The 20,716-nt window shown below is 50.0% G+C and carries 14 protein-coding genes, 2 tRNA genes and 2 pseudogenes; 1 reads left to right on the forward strand and 17 read right to left on the reverse strand.

Annotation, left to right across the window (positions count from 1 at the left end; genetic code table 11):
• Window positions 1–33: 33 nt before the first annotated feature.
• The 9 genes and pseudogenes from KHX94_RS04440 to pnp form a co-directional block, all read right to left on the reverse strand.
• Window positions 34–1,249 (reverse strand): annotated as a pseudogene (locus KHX94_RS04440) (phosphopentomutase).
• Window positions 1,246–2,589, reverse strand: coding sequence for a thymidine phosphorylase (deoA, locus tag KHX94_RS04445; RefSeq protein ID WP_213682521.1), 1,344 nt, complete (start codon window positions 2,587–2,589; stop codon window positions 1,246–1,248). Before deoA ends, KHX94_RS04440 begins: the two are co-directional and overlap by 4 nt.
• Window positions 2,590–2,656: 67 nt before the next feature.
• Entirely contained in the window at window positions 2,657–3,430 is a 774-nt protein-coding gene (deoC, locus tag KHX94_RS04450) for a deoxyribose-phosphate aldolase (RefSeq protein ID WP_213682522.1), read from the reverse strand.
• Between the two features lie 383 nt (window positions 3,431–3,813).
• Complete coding sequence (locus KHX94_RS04455; protein WP_213682523.1) at window positions 3,814–5,310, reverse strand: NupC/NupG family nucleoside CNT transporter; 1,497 nt, start codon at window positions 5,308–5,310, stop codon at window positions 3,814–3,816.
• Between the two features lie 268 nt (window positions 5,311–5,578).
• Complete coding sequence (locus KHX94_RS04460; RefSeq protein WP_244859326.1) at window positions 5,579–6,265, reverse strand: TatD family hydrolase; 687 nt, start codon at window positions 6,263–6,265, stop codon at window positions 5,579–5,581.
• Between the two features lie 64 nt (window positions 6,266–6,329).
• On the reverse strand, window positions 6,330–6,491 hold the full coding sequence (locus tag KHX94_RS04465) for a DUF5363 family protein (protein ID WP_213682524.1): 162 nt from the start codon (window positions 6,489–6,491) through the stop codon (window positions 6,330–6,332).
• Between the two features lie 56 nt (window positions 6,492–6,547).
• The gene (gene prfC, locus KHX94_RS04470; protein ID WP_213682525.1) at window positions 6,548–8,137 is read right to left on the reverse strand and encodes a peptide chain release factor 3; all 1,590 of its coding nucleotides are present in this window, start codon (window positions 8,135–8,137) and stop codon (window positions 6,548–6,550) included.
• Between the two features lie 193 nt (window positions 8,138–8,330).
• Window positions 8,331–9,227, reverse strand: coding sequence for a lipoprotein NlpI (gene nlpI, locus KHX94_RS04475; RefSeq protein ID WP_213682526.1), 897 nt, complete (start codon window positions 9,225–9,227; stop codon window positions 8,331–8,333).
• 146 nt (window positions 9,228–9,373) lie between these two features.
• Window positions 9,374–11,485, reverse strand: a complete 2,112-nt coding sequence (gene pnp, locus KHX94_RS04480) for a polyribonucleotide nucleotidyltransferase (protein WP_213682527.1) — start codon at window positions 11,483–11,485, stop codon at window positions 9,374–9,376.
• A 221-nt stretch (window positions 11,486–11,706) separates the two neighbouring features.
• On the opposite strand from pnp, the pseudogene KHX94_RS04485 reads away from it, so the two are divergent.
• Window positions 11,707–13,744: pseudogene (locus KHX94_RS04485) on the forward strand (putative bifunctional diguanylate cyclase/phosphodiesterase).
• Between the two features lie 55 nt (window positions 13,745–13,799).
• Here the strand turns inward: KHX94_RS04485 and rpsO are convergent.
• The 8 genes from rpsO to KHX94_RS04525 form a co-directional block, all read right to left on the reverse strand.
• Window positions 13,800–14,069, reverse strand: coding sequence for a 30S ribosomal protein S15 (gene rpsO / locus KHX94_RS04490; RefSeq protein WP_213682528.1), 270 nt, complete (start codon window positions 14,067–14,069; stop codon window positions 13,800–13,802).
• A 94-nt stretch (window positions 14,070–14,163) separates the two neighbouring features.
• Window positions 14,164–15,114 carry a tRNA pseudouridine(55) synthase TruB gene (truB, locus tag KHX94_RS04495; RefSeq protein WP_213682529.1) on the reverse strand — a complete coding sequence of 317 codons (951 nt, stop codon included), beginning with the start codon at window positions 15,112–15,114 and terminating at the stop codon, window positions 14,164–14,166.
• A complete protein-coding gene (gene rbfA / locus KHX94_RS04500; protein WP_213682530.1) occupies window positions 15,114–15,530 on the reverse strand; it encodes a 30S ribosome-binding factor RbfA in 417 nt (138 codons plus the stop codon). Before rbfA ends, truB begins: the two co-directional genes overlap by 1 nt.
• A gap of 62 nt (window positions 15,531–15,592) precedes the next feature.
• Complete coding sequence (gene infB / locus KHX94_RS04505) at window positions 15,593–18,283, reverse strand: translation initiation factor IF-2 (protein ID WP_213682531.1); 2,691 nt, start codon at window positions 18,281–18,283, stop codon at window positions 15,593–15,595.
• A 24-nt stretch (window positions 18,284–18,307) separates the two neighbouring features.
• The gene (gene nusA / locus KHX94_RS04510; protein WP_213682532.1) at window positions 18,308–19,807 is read right to left on the reverse strand and encodes a transcription termination factor NusA; all 1,500 of its coding nucleotides are present in this window, start codon (window positions 19,805–19,807) and stop codon (window positions 18,308–18,310) included.
• 27 nt (window positions 19,808–19,834) lie between these two features.
• On the reverse strand, window positions 19,835–20,290 hold the full coding sequence (rimP, locus tag KHX94_RS04515; protein ID WP_213682533.1) for a ribosome maturation factor RimP: 456 nt from the start codon (window positions 20,288–20,290) through the stop codon (window positions 19,835–19,837).
• Window positions 20,291–20,463: 173 nt separating this feature from the next.
• A tRNA-Met gene (locus tag KHX94_RS04520) sits at window positions 20,464–20,540 on the reverse strand.
• 80 nt (window positions 20,541–20,620) lie between these two features.
• Window positions 20,621–20,707, reverse strand: a tRNA-Leu gene (locus KHX94_RS04525).
• Window positions 20,708–20,716 lie beyond the last annotated feature (9 nt).

Genomic DNA, 20,716 nt, shown 5'->3' on the forward strand with positions numbered 1-20,716 from the left:
TATGCTCCGCACAACCATAGCGGAGTTTCAGCATTACGGCAGAAAAGATTCGCCATAAGCCATAGGCGCTAGCCCAAAATATTGGGCAATGCTCTGCCCGATATCCGCAAAACTGTTACGACGTCCCAGTGACCCGGCGCGCAAGCCAGCGCCCAGGGCAAGTACAGGGACATGTTCACGGGTGTGATCGCTACCCGGCCAGGTGGGATCACAACCATGGTCAGCTGTCAGCAGCAATAGATCGTCCGGCTGCAATAGCGCCAGCAGCTCTGGCAAACGCTGATCAAAATACTCCAGCGCCCGAGCATAACCTGCTACATCACGCCGATGCCCATATTGGGAATCAAAATCCACAAAATTGGTGAACACGATAGTATTGTCGGCGGCGCATTTTACCTGTTCTAGGGTAGTGTCGAACAGCGCTTCCAACCCCGAAGCCTTTACTTTTTGGTAATGCCGCAGTGCGCGTAAATATCGGCAATCTTGCCAACACTGATGACGTTGCCCCCGCCGCTTGCAGTTTGTCTAAAACGGTCGCTGCTGGCGGTTCCACGGCGTAATCGCGGCGGTTACCGGTACGGCTAAATGCCCCGCGTCCGCTGCCGACAAATGGCCGGGCAATCACTCGCCCAATATTGTAGGGTTCCAATTCTTCACGGGCGATTTCACACAAGTGATACAAGTTTTCCAAACCGAACGTCTGTTCATGGCAGGCAATCTGAAACACCGAATCGGCAGAGGTATAGAAAATCGGCAGCCCGCCCTGCATATGCTGTTCACCCAGTTCATCGAGGATCACTGTACCAGACGCATGACAATTACCGAGGAAACCGCTAAGTCCTGCGCGGGAGAGAATTTTATCGGTAAGTTCCTGTGGAAATGATTGCTGCCGCTCACTGAAGTAGCCCCAGTCAAATAAGACTGGCACGCCAGCCATTTCCCAGTGGCCACTAGGGGTATCTTTGCCAGAACTGAGTTCAGCCGCATGTCCATAAGCGCCGCGCACCTGGATATGGTCATTGAACCCAGCGGGCATAGCACCGCGGCTCTCTTTGGCGGCATGCGCCAGCCCTAACCGCGCCAGGTTTGGCAACGACAGCGCGCCGTGACGCCCAATATCCGCCTGACCGTTGGCACATAACGCCGCAATGTGGCCGAAAGTATCGGCACCAACATCACCAAATTTATCAGCATCGGCAGTCGCGCCGATACCAAAAGAGTCCAGCATCAAAATAATACAGCGTTTCATTTACTCTCCGCAGCCCTATCCGTATCGCGGATACAGCCATAAATCTCGGGCAGATGTTCGCTTTCGGCATCGCCCAGTTGTATTGCCTGGCGCACCATGGCGGCCGCTTGTTGCCACTCGTCCTCGTTGCGGGCATGCAATAATGCCAACGGTTGTTGTGGTTGCAAAGGCTGGCCTAAGGTACAGAGTTCACTCAGCCCAACACTGTAATCCAACACATCGCCGGGCTTACGGCGACCACCGCCAAGCGCCACTACCGCCAGCCCTAGTTGCCGGGTATCGATGGCCTGCACTATGCCAGTCGCCTCGGCATACACAGGTTTGCGAACCTGAGCCTGCGGCAAATAGTTTTGATAATGTTCAATAAAATCTTGAGGGCCGCCAAGTGCTGCCAGCATCCGCCCAAAACGCTCCGCCGCCTGACCATTATCCAGCACCTGCTGCAATTGCCGTCTGGCATCAGTGTCGTTTTGGGCCAAACCGCCGAGCTGTAACAATTCGCTGCACAGCGCCATAGTAACGTCAAACAGCCGAGGATTGCGCTGCTCACCCGTTAAGAAGCGCACGGCTTCGGCGACTTCCAAAGCGTTGCCGGCACTGGAAGCCAGCACCTGATTCATATCGGTCAATAGTGCGGATGTGCGCGTTCCGGCGCCATTCGCCACGCTGACGATGGATTGTGCTAAGGCCCGTGATTCGGCCATAGTGGGCATAAAGGCACCGCTGCCCACTTTCACATCCATCACTAGGGCATCAAGGTTGCAGGCAAGTTTTTTAGATAAAATAGAGGCCGTAATCAACGCAATCGATTCCACGGTGGCGGTGTTGTCACGGATGGCATAAAAGCGCTTATCGGCAGGCACCAGATCGCCGGTTTGGCCGATAATTGCCACACCCACCTGCTTTACCGTGTTGCGAAAGCGCTGGCTGTCAGGTTCTGTCTGATAACCGGGGATCGCATCCAGCTTATCCAGTGTACCGCCCGTATGCCCAAGGCCGCGGCCGGAAATCATCGGCACGTAGCCACCACAAGCGGCAATCATTGGCCCCAGCATCAGGCTGGTGCAATCGCCGACCCCCGTGCTGTGTTTATCCAGCACCGGCCCGGCGAGTTGTAAACTATCCCAGTTCAGCACCTGTCCAGAATCACGCATGGCTTGCGTTAGCGCTATGCGTTCAGCCATATCCATCCCCTGAAAGTAAACCGCCATGCCTAAGGCGGCGATCTGTCCTTCAGAGATGCTGTTATTGGTCATGCCATTGACAAAAAAGGTGATTTCAGACGCAGTCAGCGCCTGACCATTACGTTTTTTGCGAATGATTTCCTGTGCCAGATACATAGGTTACTCCTGCGTTGCCTCAGCGATAACCAAACAGCCCGCCGCCGCAACGCCTTGCCTAGTGAACTCAGTAACCTTGCTCGGTACCGGGTGCCTGACCCAGTTCCAGCGTATGCAGCAGATTGGTCAGCAGACTGGAGGCTCCAAAACGGAAGGTTCGAGGGCTGACCCAATCGGCCCCCAAAATACGCTGGGCGACACCAAGGAATTCAGCAGCCTGAGCGGCATCGCGCACACCACCTGCCGGTTTAAAGCCTACTTGAGGATTCTTCTCGCGGATAACTGTCAGCATGATTTCAGCCGCTGTAATAGTGGCATTTACTGGCACTTTGCCGGTTGAGGTTTTGATAAAATCGGCACCCGCATCAATCGCGATTTCAGACGCTTTACGGATCAGTGCAGGGTCTTGCAGCTCACCACTTTCAATGATGACTTTTAGCAATGCTTGCGTGCCACAGGCCTGTTTACAGGCTTTCACTAATGCGTAACCTATGTCCGCATTACCGGCCATCAATGCCCGATACGGAAACACCACATCCACTTCATCAGCACCGTATGCCACCGCCGCTTTGGTTTCTAACAGCGCGATATCCAGATCATCATTGCCATGAGGGAAATTGGTCACAGTGGCAACTTTTACATCACTGGCACCAATACTATTAAGGGTTTTACGCGCAATAGGGACAAAACGGGGATAGACACAAACCGCCGCAGTATTTCCGGCGGGGGTTTTGGCCTTGTGGCACAAGGCAATCACTTTCTGCTCTGTGTCATCATCGTTCAGAGTGGTCAAATCCATCAGCCGAATGGCCTGACGGGCAGCCTGTTTCAAATCAGTCATGGTAAGCTCTCCGAGAAATAACCTTATCTGTTTATCACTGGGTTAAATGCCAGCGATATGACATTCCCGAGCTGGTAAGCATAGCCCTTACCAGCCATCGGACTCACGACTTGGTTCCGTGAAGACCGGAAAGGACTACCACGCTGGCATCCTCACCGCGAAAAACTCCGTTTTAGCGCGAAAAATAGCGGAATCAATACTCCATTACCGACAAAAAACGGCACGGCAATGGACTAACGACTCGCGCAAGGCGGCCAATGATATACCGCAGATAATTTCATTTCCAGAACCAGCGGTTCAGATTAACGAACAATTCTTGAAAAATAGCTGTAGCGGCAAATTGACGCGCGGGCCAGATCCTGAGATCTGACCCGGTATGAGGATCAGGAAAGCGAGATAAATAAACCGGCAAGCGTGGCACTCATCAGGTTTGCCAGTGATCCTGCAATCACGGCACGCATCCCCAATTTTGCCAGCTCATGACGCCGATTAGGAGCCATACCGCCAAGCCCGCCTAGCAGAATGGCAATCGATGAAAGGTTAGCGAAGCCACACAAGGCAAAAGAGACGATGGCTTTGGTTTTATCTGTCATCACCATGCCAGTTTCAGCCACCAGCTTACCGCCTTCCGCCAAATCTTTCAGATAAGGCGCAAAATTAGAGTAAGCCACAAATTCATTGACCACTATCTTCTGGCCGATGAAAGACCCCGCCAGCATTGCTTCTTTCCAAGGCACACCAATCAACCATGCTAGCGGCATAAAGATATATCCGAGGATCATTTCCAAGGAAATTTTAGCGGCAGCGGCATCAACAACCGTCTTAGCGGCAGTGGCAAGTTCTGGTTGTTGTAACTGGCTAAATTGCGCCACCACCAGTTGCCGATCAACATCGGTAATCACTAAGGTATTTACCGCGACATGTGCCTGGTCAGCCAATGCTTGTACGCAATTATTGAACGCGGCCTGTAATTCTGGGGTTGCCGCAGCAGCGGTTTTTAACGCGTCAAACGCTGTTGCTAACGCGGCATTACCATAACCAAACCAACCACCAATACCACCGATAATACTGTTGATTAACGCGATCAGGCCGATAAATGCCAGCAGCATTGCCCCCACATTCAATGCCAGTTGCATCCCAGCAGATGCACCGCTAGCCGCCGCATCCAGGACATTGGCAGGTTTATCAGGGTCATCCGGCAGCGTCACAATATCATCGTGTGGCGCTTCAGTTTCTGGGTGCATTAATTTGGCCATTAATAACCCGCCAGGGGCGGCCATAAACGATGCCGCGACCAGATATTCCATCGGCACGCCCATTTGCGCATAACCGGCCATCACTGAACCGGCAATAGAAGCCATACCGCCCACCATAATGGCGAACAGTTCCGACTGGGTCATGGTAGGAATAAACGGCCGCACCACTAATGGCGCTTCAGTCTGACCCACGAAAATATTAGCGGTGGCCGACATAGACTCAGTGCGGCTGGTGCCTAGGGCCTTCTGCAAGGCGCCGCCCAATAAGCGGATCACCCACTGCATAATGCCTAGATGATATAACACGGCAATTAATGAAGAGAAAAAGACAATGACCGGCAAAACATGAATGACAAAAACAAAGCCGACTTTGAAAGTGGCCAGATCACCGAACAGAAAACGAATACCATCGTTGGCTTTGTCGATAACGCCGTAGACGGCATCGGAAACCCCTTTCAGGATGTCTTTACCTACAGGCACATACAACACAAAGCCGCCAAAAGCCGCCTGGATTAAAAAAGCGCCACCGACAGTGCGCAGATTGATCGCTTTTTTGTTGTTGGAAAACAAGAACCCAACAAACAGCAGGAAAACTAATCCCACTAAACTCATGACGATACTCATTAACTATCCTTTTTATTGTTAATTGCTGTGTTAATGGCGTTAACCGACCTTTATTGCGGCGGCATTATAACGAAGGGGCCACACAAAATCGCCTGTTGAAGTATATTTTAGGGTTTATTTTTCAAAACCTTACAAAAAACTTCGCAATGTTTCCTTAATTCCGTTTAACGCTCAAACAGTTGAATAAAATTGCGCTCCAGTTGTTCTGATACCAGAACGGCAGTTTTTTCTTGTAATAAAGCGATCTCCGCCACCACCGCCAATAGCGTCAAGGGGTGTTACGCGCAGGTCGCAACGTTACCGGAGTCATCGACGGTGCATCGGTTTCCACCAGCAATGCCGCTAATGGCAAACGCTTCACCGCGCCGCGCAATTTTTTGGCTGAGGCATCGAGTAACAAACCACCAATCCCTAGGCGAAACCCCAGCTGCCAGTATCGCATAGCCACTTCATAACTGCCGCTAAAACCATGGATCACGCCGTAGCAACCGGGATATTTTTGCAGTATTGCCTGTAACTCCGCATGACACCGCACCGCATGCAGAATTACGGGCAATTGATATTGCACGGCCAAGGCCAACTGGGGTTCCAGTAAGGCAACTTGTTGCTCCCAACCGACCCGGCGGGCATCATCCTCCGGGAAATTTGCTCTGGGTTTATCTAACCCACATTCACCTACCGCCACCAGCAATGGCTCAGCAAGATGCTGTTGCAGTTGCTCTGCCAGTTGGCAAACTGCCGCTGGAATATCTGCCGGACAATACCAAGGATGGATGCCGAGTGCGTAAGGGCAGTGAAAAGCCGCCGCAATCCGTTGTTGTTTCGCCCAATCAGCAGGTGACACTCCGGGGATTAAGGCACGGTCGATCCCTGATTGCTGCATGTCACAGAACAGTTGTTGCCGATCGGTATCGAATTCGGCAGCATCAAGATGGGCGTGAGAATCAGTCAGCATCGGTTATTTCCACAGTTCCGCTAACGGGCGACATCAATATGCCGTTGCCCGTTAATACACTGGGCTATTGGGGATCTTGGTTAAACGGCTTTGGCTTTTTCTCGAGTGGCGGATCCTGTAACCGCGGCATACAACAACGTTGGCTGTTTTCGGTCAGGCCCATCTCATCACACCAGCTAGTATATTTATGCCAGCCACGTTTTATCAGCGAGAGCAGTTTATTCATGTTGCCAATCCTTTTCTGTCGCTCAAGAAAAAAGCGGAGTATTACTCCGCCTTTTATCAGTGTTCCCGGGTTTTGGCAAATTCTACGTCAGGATAACGTTCCATCGACAAGTTCAAATTAACCATAGTCGGCGCGATATAGGTAAGATTATCGCCGCCATCCAGCGCCAGGTTAAAGGAACACTTACGCTGAAACTCGTCCAATTTCTTGGCGTCATTGCAATATACCCAACGCGCAGTTGCGACGTTGACAGCTTCATAAATGGCTTCAACGTTATATTCAGATTTCAAGCGGCCAACGACCACTTCAAACTGCAACACCCCAACCGCGCCTACGATCAGGTCGTTGTTTTCCAGTGGCCGGAACACCTGCACCGCACCCTCTTCTGATAACTGTACCAAGCCTTTGAGCAACTGCTTTTGTTTCAGCGGATCTTTGAGGCGGATACGACGGAACATTTCTGGGGCAAAGTTAGGAATTCCGGTAAATTTCAGTTCTTCACCCTGGGTGAAAGTATCACCAATTTGGATAGTGCCGTGATTGTGCAGCCCGATAATATCACCCGCAAAGGCTTCTTCCGCGCGTTCGCGATCACCCGCCATAAAAGTCACGGCATCGGAAATACTCACGGTTTTACCGATGCGCACATGCTTCATCTTCATGCCTTGAGTGTATTGCCCAGAGACCACCCGCATAAAGGCAATGCGGTCGCGGTGTTTCGGGTCCATATTGGCCTGAATTTTAAAGACGAAACCTGAAAAGTTGTCTTCGGTAGCCTCTACCAGTCGCTCGCTGCTCTGCCGTGGTTTTGGTGCTGGTGCCCATTTGGTAAGACCATCCAGCATATGATCCACCCCAAAGTTACCCAATGCGGTACCAAAAAATACGGGGGTTAACTCGCCACTGAGGAACAGCTCTTCATCAAACTCATTGGAGGCACCACGCACCAGTTCCAGCTCTTCGCGTAACTGCTGGGCTAAGTCACTACCAACGGCACTATCCAGTGCCGGGTTATCCAGTCCTTTAATGATGCGCACTTCCTGAATGGTATGACCTAAACCACTGTGGTAGAGGATAGTTTCATCGCGGTGCAGGTGATACACGCCTTTAAAAGACTTACCACAGCCGATTGGCCAACTGATGGGCGCACACATGATATTCAGCTCGTTTTCCACTTCATCAAGCAGTTCCATCGGGTCACGAATATCACGGTCCAACTTGTTCATAAAAGTGATAATGGGGGTATCACGCAAGCGAGTAACTTCCATCAACTTACGAGTACGGTCTTCCACACCTTTAGCGGCATCGATCACCATCAAGCAGGAATCCACCGCAGTGAGGGTTCGATAAGTATCTTCCGAGAAGTCTTCATGCCCGGGAGTATCCAGCAGATTCACCAGACACTCGTTATAAGGGAACTGCATCACCGACGTGGTCACCGAGATACCACGTTCCTTTTCCATCTCCATCCAGTCAGATTTAGCATGTTGACCCGAGCCGCGCCCTTTTACCGTGCCCGCTTGCTGGAGCAGATGGCCATGTAGCAATACTTTTTCGGTAATGGTGGTTTTACCCGCGTCAGGGTGCGAAATAATGGCGAAAGTACGGCGTTTGCCCACTTCCTGCTGGATTAGCTTATTCGACATGGATAACTATCTTCTGCATAAATAGCGCCGACACGGCTGCAAAGCAGCGCGGCCAGTGCGCGAATGACAACTGTTAAAGGCGGCTATTTTCTATGATCTTGGCGGGATAAACAACGGACAACCCCGAAACTCTGGTAAAAGCCGTAGACAATTATGGAAAGCGGCAACCGTAATTGCCGCTTATCTGAAAACATTACAGTGGATGATCTTTATGACTAGCCATGGCGTTTGCCAAGAGTGCCAGCTCTACACGGGCATAGCGATGTTCAACAAAATCATAGATATTGGTGGCTAGCGCCAGCCGCAGATAATTCGCAGCTTTATCATTTTGCTGCTGTTCTTCCGCTATTTTTGCCAGATAAAAATAGGCTTCACAAAGACGTTCAGCGTATTCCGCTGGCCCTTTCAGCCCCTGTTTTGCCAATGCAAATACTTGAGCCTCAGAGGATTTCCCCAGCACATAATCGACCAGCACGGTTGCCCAGGCATCATCACTGAGTTTGCTACGATTCTGCTGCATGGTCAGCAATGCTTGCTTTGGGTCAAGCTGATATTCGGCCAGATATAACCACAATACCCGATAGCCATCCGCCGGATCTTTGTTTAAGAAGGACTGCATATCGTCGATTGCCAGTTGCGGCCTGTCACCGTAATAAAGCGCTAAACCGCGGTTAAGATAGGCATAATCATAGTCTGGCGCGAGTTCCAGTGCAGAGTCAAAAGCCTCATAGGCGGCATCAAACTCGCCTTCCTGAGTGTAGTAAATGCCAATAAAGTTATAGGCATCTGCCAGATCGGGCTGCAACTTTAACGCTTCGTGAAATTCGATGCGCGCCATGATACGTAAGCCTAGGCGGTCATAGATGACACCACGATCATAATGGAAGCGAGCCAGTTGTTCCTGCGTGAGCTTGGCATTGGAAATGATCTCATTCAGTTTTGCCAGGGCGATTTCCATCTTGTAATCAGGCAATAAGGGCGCCACTAACAACTGCCCCTGAGCATTGGTAGAAGTCGTCGCACAACCACCGTTCAGGAGACCGCCAACAGCCACAATGCAAAATACGGCAGTCCGCAAATTAAAATTCATGCAAAAGTCCTTCTTAATTCCAATGCGCTGTCCATCATAGCAACAGAGCTAAGCCTCTGCCATCAGCCAAGTTACCCTACGGCATAAAAAAACTGCGAGCAAATAAAAAAGGAGATCCGCAGATCTCCTTTACTCGATTCAGTAGATTATTCAGCTGAATCGGTTGGTGCCGCAGCGGCTTGCTGAGCTTCTTTAATGGACAGACGTACACGCCCCTGACGATCCACTTCCATCACTTTAACAGTAACTTCCTGGTTCAATTGCAGATAGTCGGATACGTTGGCCACACGTTCTTCAGCAATTTGTGAAATGTGCACCAGACCGTCTTTACCCGGCAGGATATTCACAAAGGCACCGAAATCCACGATACGGATAACTTTACCTTTATAAATACGGCCCACTTCCACTTCAGAGGTGATCTCTTCAATGCGGCGAATGGCTTCTTTGGTTGCGTCAGCATTATTGGACGCAATCTTCACTGTGCCGTCGTCTTCCAGTTCAATGGTAGTGCCGGTTTCTTCGGTTAACGCACGGATAGTTGCGCCACCTTTACCAATCACTTCACGAATCTTCTCTGGATTGATCTTGATGGTAGTGATACGTGGAGCATGATCTGAGATTTCTGGACGGGCTTTGCTGATCGCCTGATCCATCACATTCAGGATATGCACGCGCGCACCATAAGCCTGCTGCAAGGCAATTTCCATGATCTCTTTGGTGATACCTTCGATCTTGATATCCATCTGCAAGGCAGTCACACCATCACGAGTACCCGCAACTTTGAAGTCCATGTCACCCAAGTGATCTTCGTCACCCAGGATGTCTGACAGCACCACAAAGTCATCACCTTCTTTCACCAGACCCATAGCGATACCGGCAACTGCAGTCTTGATTGGCACGCCGGCATCCATCAGCGCTAGCGAACTACCACATACAGACGCCATTGAGCTGGAACCATTTGATTCAGTGATTTCAGATACTACGCGAACGCTGTAAGGGAATTCGGCTTCTGATGGCATTACCGCTTTTACACCGCGCCAAGCCAACTTACCATGACCGATTTCGCGACGTTTTGGTGAGCCGACCATCCCGGTTTCGCCCACAGAGAACGGTGGGAAGTTATAGTGCAGCATAAAGCGTTTAGTACGTTCACCCAGGATAGAATCGATTTTCTGAGCATCGCGTTCAGTTCCCAGAGTACAAGTAACCAACGCCTGAGTTTCACCACGAGTAAACAGTGCACTACCGTGAGTACGAGGCAAAACACCGGCCATGACGCTCAACGCTCGCACCATATCCGGTTCACGCCCATCGATACGTGGCAAGCCTTTCAAGATACGGCTGCGCACAACACGTTTTTCCAAGCTACCTAGCAGATTGTCGGCTTCAGTAGTATCCACTTGTGGATCTTCAGCGAGCAGTTTTTCAACCACGGCTTTCTTGATATCAGCAACCGCCTGATAACGTTCCTGCTTGGCAGTGATCTGGTAAGCTGCGGTAAAGTCTGCTTCAGCCAGAGTCTTGATCTTCTCTGCCAGTGTTTCATTTTTAGCAGGCGCCGCCCATTCCCAACGTGGTTTACCTGCTTCTTTCTGGAACTCAGCGATGGCATCAATCACCACTTGTTGCTGTTCATGGCCGTAAACAACCGCGCCCAGCATCACTTCTTCCGGCAGAATGTTCGCTTCAGATTCCACCATCAGTACTGCGCTCTTGGTTCCGGCAACCACCAGATCCAGATCGCTATGATCCAGCTCAGCAACACTTGGGTTCAGAACATATTCGCCATTAATGTAGCCAACGCGAGCAGAACCCAGCGGACCATTAAATGGAATGCCTGAAACAGCCAGAGCAGCAGAAGTACCAATCATCGAAATGATGTCCGGATCAATCTGTGGATCAACGGAAACCACAGTAATGATGACCTGAACTTCATTGGTGAAACCATCAGGGAACAGAGGACGTATAGGACGATCAATCAAACGGGCAACCAGGGTTTCATCTTCGGATGGACGGCCTTCGCGTTTGAAAAAACCACCGGGGATTTTACCGGCTGCATAGGTTTTTTCCTGATAGTTAACAGTAAGAGGAAAGAAGTCACGGCTTGGGTCTGATTCTTTCTTACCGACAACGGTTACCAGAACGGTGGTGTCGCCCATACTTGCCAAAACGGCACCATCGGCCTGACGTGCGATTACGCCTGTTTCCAGAGAAACTGTATGTTGACCATATTTAAAACTTTTCACTATTGGATTCACGTGACCCATTCCTTAATTTCAATAACTTTGAATTCGCGCGTAAGTATACTGCAAAGCAGTTGTACAGATAAAGAGCGTAACCAGGTGACAAAACAACAACTTTCCCATAGAGTGAGATTATCGGATTTCGTTCCGTAAAATATGCAGTTATGGACTAACATTATTCTTATAGAAAGCGATGTTACCTTCAGCGCAGGGTACTGATGGAAAGGGAAAAGCGGATGCAGACCAGACGTTTCAGGTCACTGACGTGGAAACAAACTAATCTGGTGGTATTTACCGCACTGTTTTTCGCTATTGCAATTTTTATCGTCGAAATTCTGATGGTCGTGTCGACTGAACGCGAATCACTGATACGCGGTCAGAAAGAAGTGCTCGATTCCGTTGAACAACCCATGGAAAATGCAGTTTGGGCACTGGATGACAACCTCGCCAAACAAACCTTAGATGGCTTACTAAAAGTTGATTACGTTGGTTCCGCCACCATTACCTTAGATGATGGCACCACCTTTGCCAGTGTGGGTAACGCCACAGCGCTGCCAGATGATCTTTTTCTGCCGTCAGCCTTAAAATATTTGGCGAATTCCGCCAGATCAGCCGCGATCTGCATCAGCCAACATATCTGGACAATAACGAAAAGCCACAACTGATAGGCACGCTGCAGATAAATTACAGCACCCGCGAACTGGCCGAAGGATTGCTCAGCCAACTGAAGCTAAGTTTTACCGCAACCTTGGCACGCGCACTGTTTATTACCTTGGTATTGTCCCTAGTGTTTCACCGTTTCCTGACGCAACCGATTGCTCGGATTGGGGAAGCGATTGATCGCATTGATCCTGAATCACCTGACGAGCATCTACTCCCGATCCTGAGCAACCACAAAGACGATGAATTAGGGCTGGTTACCTCAAAATTAAATCAAATTCTGGTGCAATTCAGTAAAACCCAAGGGAAGCTCAGAAAAATGGCGACCCGAGATTCACTTACGGGTCTGCCAAACCGTACCTTGTTATTAGAAACCCTCACGGTTGCTATTCAGCGCGCCAGCATCCGCAATAATAATTTGGCATTGTTATTTGTCGACTTGGACCGATTTAAAAATATCAATGATTCCTTGGGACATGCATTAGGCGATCAATACCTGATCCGCATTGCCATGTTACTGAAACGATTTGTCAATAAACGTGGGTTAGTCGTACGCCTAGGCGGCGATGAGTTTGTCATTCTCACCGAAGATCTACACTCCCCAGCCAGGCTGCCGATTTTGTAGAAAAGCTTTTTGAGCAGCTCAAAGCGCCTATCAAACTCGGAGAACACTCGGTACATCCAGCGGCATCCGTGGGGATCTCATTTTATCCTGATGATGGCGATACGGCGGACGATCTGATCCGCCACGCCGACATTGCGATGTACAGTGCCAAAGCAGCAGGTTCTAACCAGTGGGCCTTTTTCAAACAACAGATGACCGAGCGCGCCGTTACCCGCTTGCGTACCGAGGCGTCACTGCACGATGCCATCAGCAACAATGAGTTTGTGTTGTATTTCCAACCACAATTGGCGCTAGCAAGCGGTAATTTGATTGGCTGTGAGGCATTGATCCGTTGGCAACGGGGCGACAAGCTCATCAGTCCCATGGAGTTTATTCCTATTGCTGAAGAGACTGGCATCATAGTAGCCATTGGTGCATGGGTGATTGAGCAAAGCTGTAAGACGCTAAATATGTGGCAAAAACGCTATAACTTCCAGACCACTATTGCCTGCAATGTATCCACTAAACAGTTTGCCGATCCAGGTCTTATCCCACATATTAAACGCACAGCGATGCGCTATCAGGTAAAACCCGAGTATCTGGAAGTCGAAATTACTGAAACTGCATTTATGAACGATGTGGAGCAGGCAATCCTAAAGTTACAGCAACTGAAGTCCGCAGGTTTTGGTATTGCAGTGGATGATTTTGGTACTGGTTATTCGTCTTTATCATATCTGCGGCGCTTGCCTTTAACCACGCTTAAAATTGACCGCGCCTTTATTTCTGAACTACCAGGTAACAGTGCCATCGCATCAACGATTCTGACCTTAGGCAAACAACTGGGATTGCAGATCATTGCTGAGGGAATTGAAACCCAGCAGCAACTGGAATGGTTGGAAACTCACGAGTGCGCTATCGGCCAAGGCTATTACTTCAGCGAGCCACTACCATTGGACGAGTTTGAAAAACGCTATGTGATAAAGCGTCCCAGTAGTCTAGTGGGGCTTTAGCCGCCACAGATGATCAAAAAAGGAGGCATAAGCCTCCTTTTTGACGAGAAACTGATTAGCGACGCAGACCCAGTTTCTGGATCAGCGCTGTATAGCGTTCTGCATCTTTCTTCTGCAGATAGCTCAACAGTTTACGACGAGAACTAACCATGCGCAGCAGACCACGGCGAGAGTGGTGATCTTTAGCGTGTTCTCTGAAGTGATCCTGCAGATGGTTAATCTGAGCAGTCAACAGGGCAACCTGAACTTCTGGTGAACCAGTGTCGTTTTCGCCACGGCCAAATTCAGCCAGGATTTCAGCTTTCTTTTCAGTACTTAGTGACATGAGTCTCTCCAAATATTTAATCAAATTACCTTAGCCGATCACTAACTCAGCCAAGGGCGCAGAATAATAACCTGTTACTTGCACCAGCGCAAGTTCAGTCAGCGCTAGTGTCGTGCATCACCATCAAACGTTTAGGTGCCAGTAAACCATCGTCATTCATACAACCGACACCAATAAACCGATGCGCTTCGCCTAGCGTGATACGCACCAGAGCATCTGCTTTGAGTCCGTTAACCCTGACCGGATTACCATTGAGCAGATAAACTCCCAATGCGTCAGGCACATTGCATTCATCAAGATCGGCAACCGCCGCATCGGCAGCTAATAACAGCGGATCCAACACCTGGGACGGGACAACATCTTGAGCTATCGCATCATCTAACAACTGTTGCAGTTGCGCTAAGGTCACCATGCGTTCGGTGGGATAACGCCCCACCTGTAAGCGTCGCAACATGATGACATGCGCGCCACAACCAAGCATTTCGCCAAGGTCATCTACAATAGTGCGAATATAGGTGCCTTTAGAGCAGTGAATTTCCAGCGTCAGTTCATCATCTTTCAGGGCGATGAATTTGAGTTCATATACGGTGATGGGACGCGCTTCTCTTGGTACCGTCTTGCCCTCACGAGCATATTTATAAAGCGGTTGCCCTTGATATTTCAGCGCGGAAAACATTGAGGGCACCTGCATAGTGTCCCCACGAAAGTGTGCTAACGCGGTTTCGAGTTGTGCCGAACTGAAAGTCAACGGCCGGGTGCTGACCACTTCACCATCCGCATCGCTGGTATCGGTACGAATGCCAAGCTTAGCTGTAACCAAATAGCGTTTATCTGCATCTAATAGATGCTGTGAGAACTTGGTTGCTTCCCCCAGACAGATGGGCAGCATTCCGGTCGCTAAAGGATCCAGTGCACCAGTATGGCCAGCTTTCACCGCATTATAAATCCGCTTGACCCGCTGCAAGGCATGATTGGAACTCATACCTGTGGGTTTATCTAACAGCACCACGCCATCCACGAAACGGCCCTTAGGTCGTTTTCCCATCAGTTATTTTCCTCATCTCCGGACGTTTCAGCGTCATCTGCAACCTGCTGATGTTTCGCTTTGTCACTGTTAACAACTTGAGTCACCAGATTCGACATGCGCATCCCTTCAACCAGGGATTTGTCATAAACAAAACGCAGTTCTGGCATTACCCGCAATTGCATGCGACCAGCAACCAGCGTGCGAACATAGGGGGCGGCTTTTGTCAGTGCGGCCATTTTTTCCTGAATACGCTCTGGGTCTTCTTCAAACAGGGTGACATACACCTTGGCGAAACTCAGATCCCGTGACACGTCAACATCATTGACCGTTACCATACCAATCCGGGGATCTTTCATATCGCGTTGCAGCACAAATGCCAGTTCTTGCTGCAACTGCTGTGCTATACGGCGGGTACGGCTGAATTCTCTTGCCATTATCTTATTCCCCAAAATCAAGAAAGGCGGCCGAAGCCGCCCTTGTTTGTCGCCATCGCCGGTTACAGAGTCCGGGCAACTTCGACAGTTTCAAATACTTCGATCTGGTCGCCTACGCGAACATCATTATAGTTCTTCACGCCGATACCACACTCAGTGCCAGCTCGAACTTCTGCGACGTCATCTTTGAAGCGACGCAGCGATTCCAGTTCACCTTCGTAGATCACCACGTTATCACGCAGCACACGGATAGGCGCACTGCGCTTCACCAGACCTTCGGTAACCATACAACCCGCAATAGCGCCGAGTTTTGGTGACTTGAACACATCGCGTACTTCTGCCATACCGATGATCTGCTGCTTGAATTCCGGTGCCAGCATACCACTCATGGCGGCTTTCACTTCGTCAATCAAGTCGTAGATCACGCTGTAGTAACGCAGATCAACACTTTCGCTTTCGATAGTCTTACGTGCCTGCGAGTCAGCACGGACGTTGAAGCCGACCATAATGGCATTAGAAGCTGCTGCCAAAGTCGCATCGGTTTCGGTCAAGGCACCAACACCGCTGGCGATGATGTTCACTTTCACTTCATCGGTAGACAGTTTGGTCAACGAGTCGGAAATTGCTTCCAACGAGCCCTGAACATCCGCTTTCAGCACGATATTCAGTTCCTGAACTTCGCCTTCGGTCATGTTGGCAAACATATTTTCCAACTTGGCCTTCTGCTGACGAGCCAGTTTCACTTCGCGGAACTTACCCTGACGATACAGAGCAACTTCACGAGCTTTACGTTCGTCCTTCACCACGGTGGCTTCATCACCTGCGGATGGCACCCCAGAAAGACCGAGGATCTCTACCGGAATTGATGGGCCAGCTTCAATGATGCTGTTGCCATCTTCATCCTTCATGGCGCGGACTTTACCGTATTCCAAGCCACACAGCACGATATCGCCTTGATGCAGTGTACCTTCCTGAACGAGTACGGTAGCCACTGGGCCGCGTCCTTTGTCCAGTTTAGACTCGATAACGACACCTGCCGCCATACCGTCTCTGACCGCTGTCAGTTCCAGCACTTCGGCTTCCAGCAGAATCGCTTCCAGCAGTCCATCAACGCCTTCACCAGTCTTAGCTGACACGTAGACGAACATATTGTCGCCGCCCCAGTCTTCAGACATCACGCCATACTGTGATAACTCGCTCTTCACGCGTTCCACATCGGCTTCAGGCTTATCAATTTTGTTCACTGCGACAATCAGCGGCACTTTACCGGCTTTAGCATGTTGAATCGCTTCAATGGTCTGTGGCATCACGCCATCATCAGCCGCAACCACCAAGATCACGATATCGGTTGCCTGTGCACCACGGGCACGCATTGCGGTAAACGCGGCGTGTCCGGGAGTATCCAGGAAGGTGATCATGCCGTTATCAGTCTGCACATGATAAGCACCGATATGCTGGGTAATACCACCCGCTTCACCTGCGGCAACTTTAGTACGGCGAATATAGTCCAGTAATGATGTTTTACCGTGGTCAACATGGCCCATGATGGTCACAACTGGGGCACGTGGTTCGACTTTAACATCTTCGCCATCACGATCTGCCAGCACTTCATGTTCCAGTTCGTTTTCACGCACCAGAATCACTTTGTGACCCATTTCTTCGGCCACCAGTTGTGCAGTTTCCTGATCCAACACCTGATTGATGGTCACCATAGAGCCCATCTTCATCATTATCTTGATGATTTCAGTAGCCTTGACCGCCATACGCTGAGCTAGATCGTTCACAGTGATGGTTTCACCAATACGCACATCACGGTTCACAGCAACCACTGGCTTATTGAAGCCATGTTTCATGGACTGTGGCGCTTTTGAGCGCAGTACCCGTTCTTTTCCACCATCACGACTCTGGCGTTCATCTTTCGAACGTTTCTTACCAGAATGTTTATGGCGATTACGGCGACCAGAACGCTCTTCATCCATGTCACTGGTATCTTCAGCAGCGCGCGCTACTTTAGAGGTGGTGATATGGTGATCGTTGCGGTTTTCCGCCTCAACGCGCTGACGTTCTTCGTCCGCCCAACGCTTTTCATTCTCTTCGGCTAAACGGCGTGCTTCTGCAGCGGCTTTTGCTGCTTCCTCATCCGCTTTGCGACGTACCGCTTCTTCCTGCGCAGCTTTCAGCCGTGCGGCTTCAACGCGCGCGGCTTCAGCAGCAGCGGCCTGTTCCGGTGTCAATTCTACGGCTTTGGCTTTGGCGACTTCAGCTTTAGCTTCAGCGTCAACGTCAGCTTTGGCTTTAGCTTCTGCCTTGGCTTTCGCCTCAGCAGCAGCCTTTTCCGCTTTGGCCTTGGCTTCTGCTTCCGCGCGAGCTTTAGCCTCTGCGTCGGCTTTGGCCTTAGCTTCGGCTTCTGCTTTTGCTTGGGCCTCAGCTTCAGCGGCCAGACGAGCCAGCTCCGCAGGGTCACGTTTTACAAAAGTACGGGTTTTACGTACTTCAACTTTGACATCCTTGGACTGACCACCAGAACCGGAAACACTCAGCGTAGACACTGTCTTACGCTGTAATGTCATCCGTGCGGGTGCCCCTTCCTGACCATGCTGCTGCTTCAGGTGTTCCAGCAGTTGGTGTTTTTCAGATTCAGTCACGCGGTCATTGCGTTGCTTCTTTATGCCGGCTTTGGAAAATTGTTCGATCAGCCGATCAACATCTTTTCCAACTTCCATGGCCAACTTTTCTACAGTAGTTTCTGCCATCAGTTACTTCCCCTGTTGATCGACTTACTCTTCATCGCCAAACCAACAGATATTGCGGGCCGCCATGATAAGCTCACCTGCTTTTTCTTCTGTCATTTGCTCAATTTCGATCAAATCATCTACGCCTTGTTCGGCTAAATCTTCAAGAGTCACAATGCCCTTACTGGCGAGATTAAATGCGGTATGACGTTCCATACCCTCAAGTTCCAGTAACTCTTCACTCGGTTGCGCACCATCCAAGGCCTCTTCAGAAGCCAGCGCACGGGTAGATAAAGCCGCTTTCGCACGTTCTCTCAGCGTATTGACTATATCTTCATCAAACCCATCAATGGATAGCAATTCGGAAGCAGGTACATACGCGACCTCTTCCAGGGTTGCAAATCCTTCATCAGCTAATACCTGGGCAAAATCCTCATCCACGTGCAGTGCTTTCATGAATAGGTTTTTAACTTTGGTACTTTCAGCCTGATGTTTTGCATTCATATCTTCAACAGTCATCACGTTCAGTTCCCAGCCTGTCAGCTGAGTGGCTAAACGTACGTTCTGACCATTACGGCCGATGGCCTGCGCCAGACTGTCTGCTTCGACAGCAATATCCATCGCATGCTTATCTTCATCCACTATGATGGAAGAAACATCCGCAGGTGCCATGGCATTGATAACAAACTGTGCTGGGTTATCGTCCCACAGCACGATATCAATACGTTCACCGCCCAGTTCATTGGTTACCGCCTGTACGCGTGCACCACGCATACCGACACAGGCACCGATAGGATCGATACGACGGTCGTTAGACTTCACCGCAATTTTGGCTCGTGAACCTGGGTCACGGGCAGCGCCCATAACTTCAATCATTTCATCTGCAATTTCAGGCACTTCAATCCGGAACAGTTCAATCAACATTTCCGGTTTAGAGCGGGTCAAAAACAGTTGAGCCCCACGAGCCTCTGGACGCACGGCATACAGTAATGAACGCACGCGGTCGCCAGGACGGAAGGTTTCCCTTGGGATCAGGTCTTCTTTGTACAACACGCCATCGGCATTGTTACCCAAGTCAACAATCACGCTGTCGCGGTTGGATTTCTTCACCACGCCAGTCACCAGTTCACCTTCTTTATCGAGGAACTGTTCTACCACTTGAGCACGTTCGGCTTCGCGAACCTTCTGTACAATGACCTGTTTAGCGGTCTGGGTAGTAATACGATCGAACTGTACTGATTCGATCTCATCTTCTACATAATCCCCAGCTTGGATCTCTGGACTATCAAATTGAGCCGCTTCCAGGGTAATTTCACGATAAGGATTTTCCAGTGTTTCACCCTTACTATCCACCACTAACCAGCGGCGGAAGGTTTCATAATCACCGGTTTTACGATCGATGGCTACGCGCACATCAATATCGCCTTCATATTTTTTCTTAGTAGCAGTAGCCAGCGCAATTTCCAAGGCTTCGAAAATCTTCTCACGGGGTACGGCTTTCTCATTGGACACCGCTTCAGCGACCAGCAAAATATCTTTATTCATCGTCTTGCCTCGTTCACCTTGAATCCATCAAAACTTTGCAATTAAATTGCCTTTGCGGATGTTATCCAAGGCAATAATCAATTCATTACCGGATACGTCGAGAGTAATCATCTGCCCCTCTACCCGTACGACGGTACCTCTCAAATTGCGACTACCCGCTACCGGCATAGTCAGCTGAACTTTAACCTCATCGCCAATATACATCTGATACTGTTCAGCGTTGAACAGTGGCCGATCCAGACCAGGAGAGGAAACTTCCAGGGTGTATTCAGAAGGGATGGGGTCTTCAACATCCAATAACGCGCTGACCTGACGGCTGGCGTTGGCACAATCTTCGACATTGACACCCTGCTCGCTATCAATAAACAAGCGTAGTGTTGAATGCTTGCCTGCTTTAACGAACTCAAGCCCCCATAACTGGAATTCCAGTGCTTCGATAGTAGGCCGCAACATCGCTTCGAGTTTTGACTCCAAAGTTGCCAAATTACACTCCTGAAAAACAAAAAAGGGCTATAAAGCCCCGATATCACACCGCCGTTAAGGCAGTAAAATACTACATCCCAGATAACAAAAAACCCCGTTTTACTACGAGGTTCTTCTTGTTCTATTACCTGTAATTCAGTACAGAATCTGCTTTCAAATTCAATACCGGGAACTGGTTGCGGGGGCCGGATTTGAACCGACGACCTTCGGGTTATGAGCCCGACGAGCTACCAGGCTGCTCCACCCCGCGTCAATTGCAGCAAGTTTACTGATTCGACCTTCAACTTGCAATAACTCAGGAATATTTAATACTTTTCCTGGTTTATATCGTGGTGCCGAGGGCGGGACTTGAACCCGCACGACCGTTAGGTCACAGCCACCTCAAGGCTGCGCGTCTACCAATTTCACCACCCCGGCAAATTCTAC

This window comes from Shewanella dokdonensis (assembly GCF_018394335.1).
GTDB classification, from domain to species: Bacteria; Pseudomonadota; Gammaproteobacteria; order Enterobacterales; family Shewanellaceae; genus Shewanella; species Shewanella dokdonensis.

What these genes read in the sequence shown, in the direction of transcription:
- deoA (WP_213682521.1), bottom strand. Translation starts at nt 2,589, where the DNA reads ATGTATCTGGCACAGGAAATCATTCGCAAAAAACGTAATGGTCAGGCG.
- deoC (WP_213682522.1), bottom strand. Translation starts at nt 3,430, where the DNA reads ATGACTGATTTGAAACAGGCTGCCCGTCAGGCCATTCGGCTGATGGAT.
- KHX94_RS04455 (WP_213682523.1), bottom strand. Translation starts at nt 5,310, where the DNA reads ATGAGTATCGTCATGAGTTTAGTGGGATTAGTTTTCCTGCTGTTTGTT.
- KHX94_RS04460 (WP_244859326.1), bottom strand. Translation starts at nt 6,265, where the DNA reads ATGCTGACTGATTCTCACGCCCATCTTGATGCTGCCGAATTCGATACC.
- KHX94_RS04465 (WP_213682524.1), bottom strand. Translation starts at nt 6,491, where the DNA reads ATGAATAAACTGCTCTCGCTGATAAAACGTGGCTGGCATAAATATACT.
- prfC (WP_213682525.1), bottom strand. Translation starts at nt 8,137, where the DNA reads ATGTCGAATAAGCTAATCCAGCAGGAAGTGGGCAAACGCCGTACTTTC.
- nlpI (WP_213682526.1), bottom strand. Translation starts at nt 9,227, where the DNA reads ATGAATTTTAATTTGCGGACTGCCGTATTTTGCATTGTGGCTGTTGGC.
- rpsO (WP_213682528.1), bottom strand. Translation starts at nt 14,069, where the DNA reads ATGTCACTAAGTACTGAAAAGAAAGCTGAAATCCTGGCTGAATTTGGC.
- truB (WP_213682529.1), bottom strand. Translation starts at nt 15,114, where the DNA reads ATGGGAAAACGACCTAAGGGCCGTTTCGTGGATGGCGTGGTGCTGTTA.
- rbfA (WP_213682530.1), bottom strand. Translation starts at nt 15,530, where the DNA reads ATGGCAAGAGAATTCAGCCGTACCCGCCGTATAGCACAGCAGTTGCAG.
- infB (WP_213682531.1), bottom strand. Translation starts at nt 18,283, where the DNA reads ATGGCAGAAACTACTGTAGAAAAGTTGGCCATGGAAGTTGGAAAAGAT.
- nusA (WP_213682532.1), bottom strand. Translation starts at nt 19,807, where the DNA reads ATGAATAAAGATATTTTGCTGGTCGCTGAAGCGGTGTCCAATGAGAAA.